A 15,840-nucleotide genomic window follows, 5' to 3' on the forward strand; every position below is an offset into this window, starting at 1 on the left:
GAATTTAACAGGCTTCTCAATTCACATATCATTTCCAGTTTTTTTTGTCAACTCCTAATACTGAACCGACGCCCTAGAGAGAGATATTTTGGTTTGTAAGGCAATTATCTACGCAGATAGTGCCTTACAGATTTTTTTTTGCTCACTTTTTCAGTGCCATTGGACTTCAGTCCTCACTACAAAACTATCGGGAACTGCTACTTTCCTACACTAAGAAATTCTGGACAACATAGTTCCCCACATTTCTACCCGCACTCAAGCCATTTACGTTAGCACTCATGAAATGGATGCCTCCGTAAATGCGACTCATGCCCGATTCGTCGGCCGCTTCGCTGAAGTTCTGGTAGGTTCGCAAACTGTTGACAGATTGATCTCCCCGATCGGCAAAGCCGTAATCCGAACCAAATATAGAACTCATAACGGCATCGGCTGCACCGCTAAAGGTACTGTGACCAGACGTGTACTCAGGGAACGGCGGAGTAGTTATCAGCGGAGTCCATAGGGGGTCGGCTGTCGTGTTGGGATTGTTGTCTGTGTCTGCTTGGCGAATAGCTGTCACCGGCCGCCACAAGTTGTACTCATACTTGGTATCCCAGCAACTAATAGCTGCATCGGCGAGAGCAATATTCAGCATGGCAAACAAGCGGGCGCTATCTTCCAGGGATGTGGCGGTGAGAGTTGCTGTTTCTTCGGCGATTTGATTCCAGTGGCCCGGAGGCGTAAACGTCCCAGCGCCGTTAGCCCAGAATTTGGCGATCGCAGTTTGGTCTGGGGTGCGGGTGAGGCTGTCACTTTTACCGATTTCTTTGACGTAGTTCACTTCCTCTGCGTACTTGGCGCTGTCAAGGGCGGGCGGGCCTGCCGGGCGGAACTGAGAACCGCTAGTCATGGCAAAGGGAGTAACTTCTCCCCACTGTGGCGCCAGCGCGGCGGCAAGGGCAGGGGGAGTCGGCACCCAACTACCGGGGTCGGTTTTGGGGGTGTACTGCACTACTTGCGTGATGCCGTCTGTACTCCGCGAACTGATAATTTGGTCAGCAACTTGCTGTCCGAGGGCAATCCCGTCTTCTTTAGCTTTGCCATCGGTAATTTTAGCTAAAGACGATGCGTATACTTCGTTGAATGTGGCTGCTTGCGCTGGGTAGAGGCTGACTAGGGTGCGGTGGGCTGCGGCTGCTGTGGCGGCTTCTGCTGATGTGCCTGCTGGTGCATCTATGTTGACCTGGTAATGGCTGTATTTTTTGCTGATCGAGTTAACAGCATCGTGAATGGCTGCGTGAACCATTGCCATGTTGCGGGAGGCGAGGGGAGGCGCGGTGTTGCCTGTCCGCACTGCATTCAGCATGACTCCGTTCCACTCAATGACAGGGTTTCCCGATAGCTGACTTGTGAATTGGTCGCGGTTGATTGTGTTGCTGTTGACTCCCGCCAATACTACTAAATACTCGCCCGTGAGTTTGTCTTGAATTATAGTGCTGTTGCTGTTGACGCCGGTGCCTTGCTGGATGTTTAAATCTTCAAAGCTGAGGCCGTCTAGCAATCGAATTTTGTCATTGCCGTTGCCGAAGTCGGCGATGTAGTCGGCGGCAGCTACAGTTGGGCCGCCACTGCCTTTAGCAATGGCAAATATATCATCGCCTGTGCCACCGCTGATGGTATCGCTACCTACGCCTGCGTAGATGATATCGTTGCCGGAATCGCCACCAATTAGGTCGCTGCCTTTGCCTCCCCAGAGGATGTCATTGTCTGCACCAGCAAGAATCGTATCGTTACCTTGGTCGCCGCAGATTTTGTCTTTGCCTACATCGCCTTCTAGATAGTCGTCTCCGCTGTTGGCATAAATTATGTCGTTGCCATCCAATCCGTTAAATCTGTCTGGTTGGGTGGTTCCTTCAAGATAGTCAAATTTAGGACTAGGGGTGAGGGATGCCATGTTTCTTTATTGGATATTTTGATTAAAGCCCAAAGGTTAGTACCGTCTGTAGATGCTTAGGTGTGTTTACCCCTGATTTAATAATATTAAACTTTCTGGTTGATAAGTAAACGCCACAACCAAGCTTTATTTAATATTTAACGGGCTTTTTATGAAGTTGGGCGCTTTGAATTTGCGTAAAAATACAGATATTGAAACTGCATTAGATACTGCAACGTTGTTAATTTTTTATAAAACAACGGTTTTTTTATCTTTAGAGCAAGATAATTTTTACCAGCATAAAAGGTGCGGATTGTGTAACTGAATAAGTATATGTTGATTAAGCACTTCTCAAAGCTGCGATCGGGTCGAGTTTGGCGGCTTGGCGGGCGGGGACAACGCCGAAGAAGAGGCCAACTGCACCGGATACACTGACCGCAAGGGCGATCGCCACGGGTGATATTCCAGCTTGCAATGGCGTGAAATTACCTACAAGCAAGATACCACCAACACCTACGCAAGTACCGACTATCCCTCCGGCAGCAGATAAAATCACAGCTTCGACAATAAATTGAAATAAGATATCTTGGTGGGAGGCGCCGATCGCCTTTCTGAGCCCAATTTCCTGAGTGCGTTCGCTAACTGACACAAGCATAATGTTCATAATCCCAATGCCACCGACTAATAGGGAAATGCTGGCAACAGCAGTTAACATCAGAGTTAAAGCGCCGGAAATTGCCCCCATTCTTGCCATTAAATCTTTCTGATTTCTGACACTAAAATCATCTTCGGTAGTAATTTTGTGCCGCAATCTCAGCAGGTTTTCCACCTGAAATTGGGCCGCGTCCATTTGCAATTCATTTTTAATCGAAATAAATATCGACGTGACAGCTAAACCATAGGGAGATTTGCGCCCGACTATGCGATTGGCCATTGTGGTGATCGGCACAGTGGCGGAATTGTCAAAATTCGTACCAAAAGATGTGCCTTTGGGCGCCAATACTCCAATTACTTTGACGCTGACATTTTGGATACGCACCTGTTCGCCCAAGGGATTTGTATTGCCAAAAAGTTTCTCTGCTAATTCTGAACCGAGAACCACAACTTGGTTACTTTGCTTAACATCTAGTTCTGTCAAAAACCGCCCTTTTGCCATTTCAAAGCTTCTGACTTCGAGAAATTCGGGAATCGTGCCAAAAATTAGAGACGAAACATTTTTGTTGCTGTAGCGAACTATTTCGGAACTGTTAAGTTCTGCTGACACGCCTTGAACGGATGGGACTTGAGTTGCGATCGCCTTTGCGTCTGGCAGTACGAGAGTTTGAGGCGCACTTGAGATGGTACTTCGCCTAGCGTTGGGAACTCCAGGTCTCACGATTAATACATTTGTACCGAGGGATTGAACTTGTCCTGCTACAAATTTTTGAGCTCCTTCTCCAATTCCAATCATGGCAATTACTGAGGCATTGCCGACAATCATGCCAATCATTGTTAAACTGCTGCGAGTTTTGTTGGCTAGTAGCGTTTGACCGGCCATTTTGACGCTTTCAATAAAATTCATACTTAGTTATGAGTTATGAGTTAGGAGTTATTAATTATGAGTTATAGGAATCCTAAATGAGTCGTAAATTTTTTACCCCACCCCAACCCTCCCCTTACTAAGGGGAGGGAGTAAGAAATTCACAAATGATTTAGGATTGCTATATGACTTATTAGTTATTTTTATAACCGTCAACAGTCAACCGTCAACCGTCAACCGTCAACCGTCAACCGTCAACCGTCAACCGTGAACAAACTAATTAAGCACTTCTCAATGCCACAATCGGGTCTAATTTAGCAGCTTGTTTTGCAGGTACGATGCCGAAAAATAAGCCGATACTGCCGGAAACACCGACTGCAAGTGCGATCGCCATTGGGGAAACACTAGCTTGCAGGGGAGTAAAAGCAGCTACTAAAAGCACGCCACCGATACCGAATCCAGTGCCGATCGCACCGCCTGCTGCTGACAAAATCACAGACTCGATCATAAACTGAATTAGGATATCTTGCTGAGAAGCTCCGATCGCCTTTCTCAATCCAATTTCTTTGGTACGTTCCGTAACAGAAACCAGCATGATATTCATAATCCCGATACCACCAACAAACAGCGAAATTGCCGCCACGAAAGCCAACATCAACGTCAAAGCACCAGTAATACTGCCCAAAGTATTCATTAAATCTTTCTGGTTCCGAACAGTAAAATCGTCTTCTTTAGTAATTTTGTGCCGCAACCTGAGCAGGTTTTCTATTTGAAATTGGGCTGCTTGCATCATAGTTTCATCTTTGATAGCAACCGAAATAAATGTTACTTTTGTACCGTAGGGAGACGAGCGACCAACAATTCTATTTGCCATTGTTGTCAGCGGCAAATAAACATTCATATCTTGATTATCGCCAAAACTTGAGCCTTTCGCCTGCATAACACCAATCACTTGAAAAGTCGAGTTTTTGATGCGAATGTATTGACCAATTGGCGGTGTATTACCAAACAATTGTTCGGCAGCTTCCGATCCTAAAGCAACCACATTTTCTTGTCTTTCTAAATCTAATTTGTTCAAAAATCGACCTTGACCAACATCAAAGCTTCTGACTGTCAGAAATTCTGGGGTAGTTCCGACAATCGAAGATGAGACATTTTTGTTGCGGTAAGTAACGAGTTGACTGTCATTGAGAGTGGGTGCAACTTCTTGGACAGAAGGAACTTGAGATGCGATCGCCTCTGCATCTTCCACTACTAAAGTCTGAGGTGGAATCACCGGGCGGCTTTGCGCTTCAGGGCTTCCGGGAATAATAAATAGCAAGTTTGAACCCAGAGAGTTAACTTGGCCCTCGATAAATGTTTGAGCTCCTTCCCCGATACCAATCATCGAAATGACCGAAGCATTACCGATGATAATTCCTAACATCGTCAAGGTGCTGCGAAGCTTGTTTGCCATCAAAGTTGTGACAGCCATTTTGACGCTTTCAACAATATCCATAATTCGATTTTAGATTTTGGATTTTAGATTTTAGATTTGGGAATTGGGATTATTCGATTTTAGATTTTAGATTTGGGATTTGGGATTGGATTATTCGATTTTAGATTTTAGATTTGGGATTTGGGATTTGGGATTGGGATTATTGGTGTCAACTTAATATTTAAACCCATAATAAACTCGCTTGTAGCCGAGTCTATATCCCCCTAAATCCCCCTTATTAAGAGGGACTTCGACTGCTCTTGTCCCCCCCTTGTTAAGTGGGGTTAGGGGGGATCTCCGGGTGGGAAAACACCGTAGAGCGATCGAGATAAATAAGGCCCCATGCCCTATGCCCCATGCCCCATGCCCCATGCCCCATGCCCTATGCCCTATGCCCTATTTCTGATTCTTGATAATATCCTCTAATTTTTTACCTTGAGGAAGTTCGGTAAAAACGCGATCGCCCGCTTTTGCACCCTCTAAAATCTGAATCTTGTTGCCAATAGTCGAGCCAACCGTAACAGGCTTAAACTTCGGCTGCTGTTTCTCATCGGGAACTAGCACACCCGTTTGACCTTTATTAGTCACAATTGCTACCGTCGGCACAACTAAAGCATTGCTCAGCTTTTGACCGACAAATCTCAAATCTACATTCATCCCCGATTGCAGCGAGTCTTTGCCCGTATCAATGGCAACTCGCACTTGAAATAGCGTCACATCCCGTTCCTTAACTGCTTCAGGTGCAATTAACTTAACGCGACCTTTAAACACTTTATCTGGATAAGCATCGGCGACTATTTCAACTTCTTGCCCCGGTTTAATTTGACTGATATCAGCCTCCGGGACTTTCGCCAAAACTTCCACATCTCTAGCTAAAGCGACAATCGATGTCGAAGTTGCCGAAGTAGCTTCCGAGGCCGAAGTTGCCGGAGTTACAAATGCTCCTTGGATGGCGTATCTTTGGGTAATAATTCCCGCAAAAGGAGCGCGAACTTTTGTATCTTCTAACTGCACTTCTTGAAAGCGAACTTGAGCTTGAGCTTCCTCTAATTCAGCTTTAGCTTGAGCTATTTCTTCGGGGCGAGAACCGTTTTCTTGTGCGTTCAATTGACTTTTGGCTTCAGCAACTGCTGCTTCGGCTTTGGCGATTTCTTCTGGACGGTTGCCGTTTTCTAGCTGCGCTAATTTGCTTCTAGCTTCCGCAACTTCTGCTTCAGCTTTGGCAATTTCTTCCGATCGCGTGCCGTTTTGCAATTGGTTCAATGCTTGCTGCTCGACTTGCACAGCAGCTTGCAGTTGCTGAATTTGGGACTCCCGACTTTCTTGCAGTTGTTGCAGGCGTTTTTGAGATTCTATTAATTTAGCTTGGGCTGTACGATTTTCTTTAATTAATTCATCAAGTTTATCTTTAGCCAGAGCACCTTCTTCAACTAAAGGTCGGTTGCGTTCCACCCGTTGAGCTGTTAGTTCGGCTTGGGCTTTACTCGAGTCAATTTGCGTTTGTGCTTGGGCAATTTCTTGTTTGACACTGCCGGTTTGAGCGTCTGCTAAACGAGCTTGAGCTTGGGCTAAACGAGCTCGCCCTTGGCTGACTTCTTCAACGCGGCTGCCGGCTCGCAGTCGCTGCAAGCCTGCTTGAGTTTGCTGCAAGCGGGCTCTGGCTCCTGCCACTTCTTCAACGCGGCTGCCGGCTTGGACTTGCGCGAGACTGGCCTCGGCTTGCTCTAAGCGCGCTCGGGCGCTGGCGATGTCTTCCGATCGATTCCCGGCTTCGATTTTGGCGAGTTTGGCTCGCGCGCTGGCTTCGCGGGCTTGAGCTTGAGCTAGTTGAGCTTCTACATCGCGGCTTTCCATGCGGGCCACGATTTGTCCTGCTTCGACTTTATCGCCCTGTTCGACAAATAATTCTGCGATGCGGCCGGAACCTTTGGGGCTGAGATTGACGCGCTGTACGGGCTGCACGGTACCGCTCGACGTGATCCGCACGGTGAGGTTTTGCGCTTCCACCGGCACTGTCATAGTGGCGATCGCATCTACTTTCGGCTGCGATCGACTTTTTGCTATATATATAGTGGTCGGTACAGCTAGCAACCCGGCTGCAACCAACCCAATCGCCCACCGCTGCGGTTTGCGCGCGGGTTTCTTCGGAGACTGCTTTTGGGCGGTTTTGTTATCTGCAATTTTAGTCTCTGCGGCCTTGGTGTCTACAGTCTGAGTATCTTCCACCTTGACCTGAGCAGTTTCCTTTTTAGGGCTAACGATCATACCGACTCACCTAATTTAATCTCAGGATTACCTTAAAGGTAAAATTTTTGCTGATGCTTGGCATCGTCTTTCAGACTCATCCGATCGGGTGATTTATAAAAAGTTCCCCAACCAGCACCTGTAAACAATTATAGCTAATCTTTGCAAGTTATTACAAAATGTTAAGTTTTTTCAGCCAAAAGAGGTGGATCTAAACAAAATCGCTCCTGGATGCTGGCAAATAAAAATATATTTTAATAAATAATATCATTTTTGCTGCTGAGAAGCGCGCTCCTCAGCAGCAAAAAAGGCGGATCGGGCAGCGGGCGATCGACCGTCACTAGGTCATTGTGGACTCGTGTTAGCGATCGCAGCGCGATCGGTCAGTGAATCGCTCGTAACGACACAGTATGGACACACTTAATTCTCATAAACCCGGTTTCACGGGTAGCGGTGCGTAAGTCCTGAATACATATCCACCCTGTGCCCACAACAGGTTAAAATATTTTTCAAATCCGTTAAAAATGGGAAATAAAAACAATGAATCGTCCTCAAAGCGTTACAGTTCTGGCAATCTTGCAGCTAATTAGCGGCGTATTCAGCCTCCTTGACGGCTTGTTCATCTTACTTTTTGCTGGCATTTTTGGCGGTATCGGTGCGGCTGTCGGCGGGGCAAAAGTTGGCACTGTAATCGGCGGCTTCATTGCCATTTTTGCTGGAATTAGTTTTATTTTAGGCCTCCTCTCTTTATTCTTAACTTGGGGTTTGTTTCACCTCAAAAATTGGGCTTGGACGGGAACGTTAATTGTCCACATCATCGCCACCCTCGCGCAAATTGCCAAAATGTTGGGCAGCGGCGGTACAGCAGTCAATTTTTTAACTCTGGGTTTTGCAGTGGCGAGCATTTACTACTTGCTGCGACCGGATGTTAAACAAGCATTTCGTGTCTGATTTCCTTTTCATTAACGGTACTGAATTCTCGGATCGAAAAAAGCATAGGAAATATCAACCGCCAGATTAATCAGTACAAAAGTTACAGCCACAAAAATAACTCCTCCTTGGACAATGGGGTAATCCCGCGTCAGAATACCGCTATAAATCCAAGAACCAATTCCCGGCCACGAGAAAATCGTTTCAGTCAGAATAGCGCCGCCTAAAAGAGTGCCGAACTGCAAACCAATAGTTGTGACGATCGGCAAAAACGCATTTTTCAAAGCGTGTTTCAAAATCACCCAATATTCCGGCAAGCCCTTAGCCCTCGCAGTGCGGATGTAATCTTGAGAAAGCACTTCCAGCATCGCAGAACGAGTGATGCGAGCTATAATAGCCAGAGGAATAGTTCCTAAAGTCAAAGCTGGAAGGATTAAATGGGCGATCGCATCCCGCAAAGCCGCCACATCCCATCTCAGCAACGCATCCAAAACATAAATACCCGTAATCGACTTAAAACCAAACCCCAAATCTACACTAATGCGCCCGCTAGGAGGCAGCCATTTCAGATAAACAGCAAACAAATAAATCAAAATCAATCCCAACCAATACACCGGCAAAGATACGCCAATTAACGAACCGCTCATCGCGAGATTGTCCAGCCAGCTATTTTTCCGAACCGCCGCCACAATTCCCGCCGGAATTCCGATAACCAGTGCCACCAACATCGCCACCACAGACAGTTCAAAAGTAGCAGGCCAGCGACTTGTAATTTCATCAATTATGGGAATACCGCTAATAATACTATTTCCCAAATCGAAGCAGATCAAACTCCATAAAAAAGCAAAATATTGCAAAGGCAAAGGCTGATTAAGACCCAACCTTGCTCTCAAAATTTCCACTTGTTCGGGAGTTCCACGTTCTCCCAAAAGCACTGTAGCTGGGTCTCCCGGTATCAAATGCAAAAATATAAATACTAGCAGAGTGATTCCGAAAAGGACTGGCAAGAGTCCCAGCAAACGTTTAACAATATATTGAAACATCAGTTGATCTCATTCACCTTGCAAATTTGCCAAAATCTGATCGACCGTTTCTTCTACCGTTAGATTGGTTGAATCCAGCCAGTAGCCAAGGCGAGGAGTTTCGGTACGGAGAATGCGATCGAAGGCATAAACCATTGTTTCGTTGGCATATCCGGTTTTCGTTCTTGCTGCATCCCGTGCAGCTACAACTTCTGCATTCGGACACAGAACGATCGCGGACAACGGCACATCGTGGAAAGTGGCAAGTACCTCAGCCAGTGCCGAACCAATGATGATGTCTTGATAAACGACCGTAAAACCAGCCTGGAGATAGTGTCGCGCTGCCATTGCTGCCAGGTGATACCGCAGTTGAAGCTGCTGATATGCCTCTGCTGACAAATTTAACGCCATTTCCGCCTGTCCATTGACAATCATGCGACGAAAGATATCGCCGCGAAGGTGGACACTTTTGGGCAACCGTTCGGCAAGGGATTGGGCCACACTTGACTTTCCGGCAGCCATGTTCCCGGTAATCAAAATAATTTGTGGCCGATGATTTGCAGGTTGCTGGTTGCTCTCCATACCGTTTGTTAAGGTAAATTCATGTAAAGTATGATAACCGAGGAGAGGTTTCTCGATCTAAACTCTCAATTTTTGCTCACTTCCTCAAAAGACTCAGACCCCAAAGGACTCGGAACCCAACCTTGAATATTCTTGCGTTTCCCTAAAAGTGGCTGCGAATGTACGATCGGCAAACGCACAGCTTCCCCATGCAAAATCTCGCTAACTTCCGCATAAATTTTCGCCCTAGCTGCTTTATCCCCACTCGCCCTCCCCCGATCCAAAAGTTCCAGAACTTTCGGATTTTTCCAATTTCCCAAATCCGCCGTCGAACCCGGCCCGAAGTGAGGATAATAAAAATTGTCTGGATCGCCATAATCTCCAGTCCAACCCATCATAAAAGCTTGAAAGCCGGGTGGTTTGAGGCGATCGGCTAAATAAGCAGACCAATCCTTTGTCAGCAATTTTACCCGAATGCCGATCGCGCTCAAATCCGCCGCCAAAGCCTCAGCGATCGGCTTCGGCGTGGGAAAATAGGGACGGCTGACAGGCATATACCACAAATCCAAATCAAAACCGTTCGGATAACCGGCTTTCGCGAGCATTGCTTTAGCTTGCTGTGGGTTAAATTCATAATCTTTAACTCGATCGGACGCCGCCCAATTCAGCGCAGGCGGGATAAATTGCGAATCATGTTTTCCGAGTTCTCCCCAGAAAGCTTTGACTATTGCTGGCTTGTTAATTGTTTGGGCGATCGCCTGCCTGACTTCTGGTTTTGACAAAGGTTCGTAAGTCGGATTTAAGGCTAAATAACCGACATTAAAAGAAGGTCGCACAACAGCTTCTAAATTAGGATCTCCCTGAACCTCTTTCAGTTGATCCGGCGTTAAATCCACAGTAAAATCAAGTTGTCCAGCTCGCAACTGAGCCAGTCTCGCCGCCGGGTCGTCAACAAAGCGAAATACCAATTGATTGACTTTTGGCGTGCCAGTTTTCCAATAATTCGGATTTTTCTCCAAAACAATGCGATCGCCCGATCGCCATTCCTGAAACACAAAAGGCCCCGTACCCACCGCCAGCGACCCCGGAGTGCCGTATTTAGCACCCGCTTTTTTCACCGCCGCCGGACTCGCCATCCCGAAATAAGCGGAACCTATCGCCGACGGAAAAGCAGCAAAAGGTCGATTCAAAACAAATTTAATTGTAGACTTATCAACAACTGCCACATCTTTTACTAAAGAATCTTTTTCTCCCTTAAACCCGCCAAATAAATTTTTCCAAATCGGATAATTCTTGCCCGCTTCTCGAAAACCGTTAGGATTTTTTGCATCCCACCAGCGATCCACATTAAACTTAACAGCTTCCGCGTCAAAATCAGTACCGTCGTGAAACTTTACCCCGGAACGCAACTTAAAAATCCAAGTTTTGCCATCTTTAGAACTTGACCATTCAGTAGCGAGACTCGGCTCAAGTTCCACAGTTCCCGGTTTGAAATCAGTCAAGCGATTGTAAATTTGGTCGATAACAATCACCGAATTGCCATCAGTAATATTTCCCGGTTCCAGATTGATCGGCGGCCCGCCCGCACCGTAGACTAAAGCCCCAGCAGGAACCGCAGCAGGAGTTGTCCCAGTTGGAGAATTATTGCTAACCGTGTTTGAGGGCCTGCCGCAATTTGATAAAATTACAGCCATCCCAAAAACTAGACTTAATAAAACTAAACGCCAGGGTTTTAACAATCTCATTTCAATCGCTCCGGTTTAATAGTAAATTTTACTCATATCAATAAATTCTAATTTGCTCTTTCTCTCCCCTCTGTGGTCTCTGCGTTCTCTGCGGTTCATTTAGTAAATTCTATATTAAAATCAAATCTAATTAACAAATCAAATAGAACAGCCTGATGATATCATGCTGGAGGGAAAAATATCAAGCCACACCTTTACATTAGGCGACGCAACCAGCATGAAAGCTAACGTTTCCGGCCCAGCTAGAAGGGTCATTCGATTTTAGATTTTAGATTTTAGATTTTAGATTTTAGATTTTAGATTTACTCCATGAATCTGGGGGGAGCATAAACATTCCTTTTCACGCCCAAAATATCTTTGAATATCTGCACATAACAACCCCATTCGGGATTCGCAAACATCAATATTTATCTCTTTTCTCTTTCTCAGCGCCCTCAGCGCCCTCAGCGGTTCGTTGAAAAAAGTCTACTTTATATCAAGCAATAGGATGGCTATAGGCGATCGCACCCACCCTACAAATCCAAACTTTCTTCACCAATAGTTCCCAGTTCCCCGCTACCCAGCAACTCTTCCTCCTCTACCTCCTCACTCCCAGAGTCGAAACTTTCCACCACAAACGGTAAACCAGCCGCCATCAAACCCCGTTGAATCAGTTCCGGCGTTTCCTCAAACAAAACAAATAGCGGATGAACCGCTTCAGCTTCATCACTGTAAATATGCCTGTAGCGGTATGGCATCACCCATTCGTAACCTTTGTCCAGCCAAACCTGAGACTGCCGCCAGCGGCCAAGCAACTCAGAAAACTCTTCGCCCGGACGATGAATGAAAATCAAAATTTCCACTCCAATTTTAACTTTCCATTCAGGATCGCACATCAAAATCGCCAAATCGCAGGGCAAACAAACTGCCTGTCCGGGCGATATGCTAGTGCCGCTGCTTCCGGCATAAGAAACCCCGTCTCGCAAGCGCGCAATGGGCAAAGGAATTGTGATTAAACTCTCATGGGCGCGGCGGATACTCGGAATCATTTCCATGTAAACCCGATATTTTTTCAGCAGGGCGATCGCGGCCGAAGATTCGCTGTACTCTGCTAGTAAAGTCTCGTAATGTGATTGTTTAACAGACATTTTCAAACCAAAGAATAAGTAATTACTAATTGCTGCTAATTGCTAATCGATCGCTTCTCGTTACCAGCAAGACCCCATTTGTGACAACCTAAGCTCAAGTTCCCCAAAGGGGGGAACTTGAGCTTGCCTACAGGCCTTGGTGTGTAACGCGAACAGCGATTTAAGCATTGATTGCTCTGGGCTACCAATGCCTGGAGAATGCTTACAGCTTTTTTATTTACAAGGTTTGAGCCATTGACCGTCTCAAGATTAAGCCCGATACAATGCCTCTTTCTCATTTTATGCCGCTCGCCTGAACTTGATCTGAGCCAAAAAGGTAATCTGGTCTGTAAGGTCTGACTCTGCGAGCAACATGGGAAAACGACGTACTATAAATCCAGATCGTATTCGCCATCGGAATGTACCAGTTCGCCTCAACTGAAGTGATCGCAGCCAGAGTGCAAGAATTGCTGTCAATTCTCCAAGCTCAAGATCGCCACGCAGCAATCTGATAAATCATAAGATTGCTCATAAGTCAACCTAAAACCTAAATTTTTACAAAAATCGGCTAATTTTAAAGACTTGTTAAAGTAATGAGGGGTTGTACCCCCCATAAGTTAGAGTCAGATATTATAGATGCACCCTGATGGCTTTCCCGTTCCACAAGAGCGGGATTTTTATTATTGGAAAGCCGGAGCGTTAAGTTTCACAATACCTACTACAGATAAAATGACGTGGGGATGCCAAGATTAAAGATATAGCAGAGCTAAAGCTCAAACTAGGGAGCCGATCGATCAAACCTCACCCCTAACTCTGCGAAATAACCCAAAGGCGGTAGCATAGTTTGGGAAACGGCATCAACTGAAGATGAACTTAGCGCCAGCAACAGTCCTGCAACAGGGCAAATACACAATTAACGCGACTTTAGGGATAGGAGGGTTCGGCATCACTTACCGAGCTATCCACACCCATTTAAACCAAACCGTCGTACTCAAAACCCTCAACGAAAGTCTGCGCCAACACCCAGAATCTGCCCAATTTCAGCAGCAGTTTATTGCCGAAGCCCAACGCCTGTCGCGGTGTCAGCATTCCAACATAGTCAGGGTAATCGACTTTTTTGAAGAAGCCGGACAGTCTTTTATTGCAATGGACTACATTCCGGGCCAAACTCTCGCCCAAATAGTCGAAACCGATCAGCCGCTGCCAGAAGCCCAGGCCGTGCACTATATTCGGCAAATAGCCTCAGCCGTAAGTACAGTTCATCACAGCGGATTGCTGCACGGAGATATCAAGCCAGAAAATATTATCCGGCGAGCTGATTCTCACGTAGTAATGTTAATAGATTTCGGAATTCCCCGTGGCTTTACCGCCGGCACCAAACAAACCCACACTAACTTGCTCTCCCCCGGATACGCGCCGATCGAACAATACCTCTATGACGGTAAATGTACACCGGCCACTGACATCTACGCGATCGCAGCCACCCTCTACTACTTACTCTCCGGCGTGGCCCCCGTAGCAGCACCCCTGCGCGATCGCATCCCCTTGACTGAGTTACGGCAATTTCAGCCCAACCTCAGCCCAAGAATCGAGCGAGCCATCCTTCAGGGACTCGAAATCGACCCCCACAACCGCCCTCAGACAGTGGAAAATTGGCTCACCATGCTGCAAGAAACAGAGCGAGTATCAGTAAAAAGAAAAGGCAAGCAAAGCCTAAGATTGCCCGCACCTCCCCCGCCACAGTTGACTTTTGTGGCATTTGTCGTAACGGCTGCAATTGCAGGCTGGATGGGTTTTGACCTAGCATCGCACTACAACAGCACCAGTCTCAGTAATAGTCCCAAAATTGAATCCTTCCCATCTCTCGAAGATTTGCTCAAATCCCGCGATTTGTCAGAGCCGATGTTCGGACAGCCGTCTGTCGAAAGCACCCCTCTCTACCCCATCGAACTCAACAAGCGTCCCAAACCCCCCTTAGACAGCAGCAACATTCCCGAACAGATCGACGAACCCTCAGAAACTAGCGCCGAACCTTCTGAGTCCCCAAGCCAGGAAACTGGCGCTCCAGATCCCGAAGCGGAACCTGAGCCATCGCCGACGCCCGATCCCGCAGAGGAGCCTTCTGAGTCTCCCATTCCAGAGCCTCAAACCGAAATCAAGCCATATCCCCAACCAGAAGCCGCACCAGTACCTGAAGTTGCGCCCCTGCCGCCAGAACCGCCCGCCGCACCCGCCCCGCCTGCCCCTGAGAGTGCTAGCGCTGAAACCTTGCCGCCGTCGGAATCCCCGTCGCCAGTAATAGCCTCGCCGATCGAGCGATCGCCTGAGCCTGCGATACCAAGCAGCAGTGACAACAATTCAGATAGTTCGATCGCACCTAATTCACCACCCCCTGTGGCAGATCCCACGATGCCTTTTCCCGAACCTGCGACAAATTAGTATGGTTTTTGTTGGTTAAAAGTGCGGACAAATACTTGGTTTTATGAGTCAGGAAATATCCGCTCAGTAGTTGAGATAATAAGGCCCTACCTAGCCAACGACTATCTTCCAAAAACTTCCGTCGAATCTGAAAATCCCAACAGTCGCCGTCTGAGTTTATCGAATATTTCCTATTCCCTCTGCAATCCAAATGCCCGCAAAAAAATGCAGGACTATGTTCTATTTTGATTTAAATTATGTTAGAATATGTGCGCGGCGCTGAGGTGGTGTGATGTCGCGTATCAATACTGCCCTCGCTGCAAACATTTTGGTACAAAGCAACCCCAACCTCGAATTTGAGCCAGTGTCAGCGAGGCTTTTGGGCTAAGCTGTGGCGCGTTAGACTGTTCTAACTCTCAACAATCCCATCCCCGACAATGGGGTGGGATTGTCAATTCCCCCAAACTTCCTTCCTTTGGGAGCAAGCATCATTGGGGACAAGCAAGTTATAATTTGTTGCGGAAGCGCACAGAGATTTTTTATGAGTAAACCCCCAGTTCATGCTTTTTTTGTAGGCAGAGCACTTGCCGAAGCACTGTACGAGCAATTAGAAAGCGCAGCAACCAACGCTTTCTCTGAACTCGGCAAATTTGACGCAGAACAAAGAGAACGCCTGCGGCAGTTCACAGATCGAGTTGTGGAACGGGCAAATCGTGCTTCGGATGAGGCGATGCAGACCAGAACTGGCACTGCAAGCACCACCACTATTCAAGACATCCATCCTGCAGAGTTGCAAGCGACGATTGACGAGCTGCGCGCCGAAGTGGCTCTGGTGCGATCGGAATTGCAGCGTTACCGCAGCAGTTTGCCCTAGCGCTCGATTCGACCACAACTATTATTTACTAC

The 15,840-nt window shown here is 47.0% G+C and carries 11 protein-coding genes; 3 read left to right on the top strand and 8 right to left on the bottom strand.

Features of this window, described 5'->3' with window-relative positions:
* Positions 1 to 205: 205 nt before the first annotated feature.
* The 4 genes from QT979_RS23270 to QT979_RS23285 form a co-directional block, all read right to left on the bottom strand.
* A complete protein-coding gene (locus tag QT979_RS23270; RefSeq protein ID WP_333215688.1) occupies positions 206 to 1,933 on the bottom strand; it encodes a chemotaxis protein CheB in 1,728 nt (575 codons plus the stop codon).
* Between the two features lie 319 nt (positions 1,934 to 2,252).
* Positions 2,253 to 3,473 (bottom strand): ABC transporter permease, encoded by a 1,221-nt coding sequence (locus tag QT979_RS23275; protein ID WP_333311828.1) that lies wholly within the window; start codon positions 3,471 to 3,473, stop codon positions 2,253 to 2,255.
* 238 nt (positions 3,474 to 3,711) lie between these two features.
* Entirely contained in the window at positions 3,712 to 4,929 is a 1,218-nt protein-coding gene (locus tag QT979_RS23280) for an ABC transporter permease (protein WP_333311829.1), read from the bottom strand.
* 375 nt (positions 4,930 to 5,304) lie between these two features.
* Positions 5,305 to 7,173 (bottom strand): efflux RND transporter periplasmic adaptor subunit, encoded by a 1,869-nt coding sequence (locus QT979_RS23285; RefSeq protein WP_333311830.1) that lies wholly within the window; start codon positions 7,171 to 7,173, stop codon positions 5,305 to 5,307.
* Between the two features lie 519 nt (positions 7,174 to 7,692).
* Between QT979_RS23285 and QT979_RS23290 the strand changes: the two genes are divergently transcribed.
* Positions 7,693 to 8,103, top strand: a complete 411-nt coding sequence (locus QT979_RS23290; protein WP_333311831.1) for a hypothetical protein — start codon at positions 7,693 to 7,695, stop codon at positions 8,101 to 8,103.
* An 11-nt stretch (positions 8,104 to 8,114) separates the two neighbouring features.
* Here QT979_RS23290 and QT979_RS23295 read toward each other — a convergent pair whose 3' ends face one another.
* The 4 genes from QT979_RS23295 to QT979_RS23310 form a co-directional block, all read right to left on the bottom strand.
* Positions 8,115 to 9,125, bottom strand: coding sequence for an ABC transporter permease (locus tag QT979_RS23295; RefSeq protein WP_333215675.1), 1,011 nt, complete (start codon positions 9,123 to 9,125; stop codon positions 8,115 to 8,117).
* A gap of 9 nt (positions 9,126 to 9,134) precedes the next feature.
* A complete protein-coding gene (locus QT979_RS23300) occupies positions 9,135 to 9,686 on the bottom strand; it encodes an AAA family ATPase (RefSeq protein ID WP_333215673.1) in 552 nt (183 codons plus the stop codon).
* A gap of 65 nt (positions 9,687 to 9,751) precedes the next feature.
* Complete coding sequence (locus tag QT979_RS23305; RefSeq protein ID WP_333311832.1) at positions 9,752 to 11,410, bottom strand: ABC transporter substrate-binding protein; 1,659 nt, start codon at positions 11,408 to 11,410, stop codon at positions 9,752 to 9,754.
* A gap of 512 nt (positions 11,411 to 11,922) precedes the next feature.
* Positions 11,923 to 12,537 carry a hypothetical protein gene (locus QT979_RS23310; protein ID WP_333215669.1) on the bottom strand — a complete coding sequence of 205 codons (615 nt, stop codon included), beginning with the start codon at positions 12,535 to 12,537 and terminating at the stop codon, positions 11,923 to 11,925.
* An 846-nt stretch (positions 12,538 to 13,383) separates the two neighbouring features.
* Between QT979_RS23310 and QT979_RS23315 the strand changes: the two genes are divergently transcribed.
* Both QT979_RS23315 and QT979_RS23320 read left to right on the top strand, forming a co-directional pair.
* A complete protein-coding gene (locus QT979_RS23315) occupies positions 13,384 to 14,955 on the top strand; it encodes a protein kinase domain-containing protein (protein WP_333215667.1) in 1,572 nt (523 codons plus the stop codon).
* Positions 14,956 to 15,475: 520 nt separating this feature from the next.
* Positions 15,476 to 15,808 (top strand): DUF6825 family protein, encoded by a 333-nt coding sequence (locus QT979_RS23320; protein ID WP_333048510.1) that lies wholly within the window; start codon positions 15,476 to 15,478, stop codon positions 15,806 to 15,808.
* Positions 15,809 to 15,840 lie beyond the last annotated feature (32 nt).

Origin of the sequence: Microcoleus sp. w2-18bC1, from assembly GCF_036700365.1 — a bacterium.
GTDB lineage: Bacteria > Cyanobacteriota > Cyanobacteriia > Cyanobacteriales > Microcoleaceae > Microcoleus.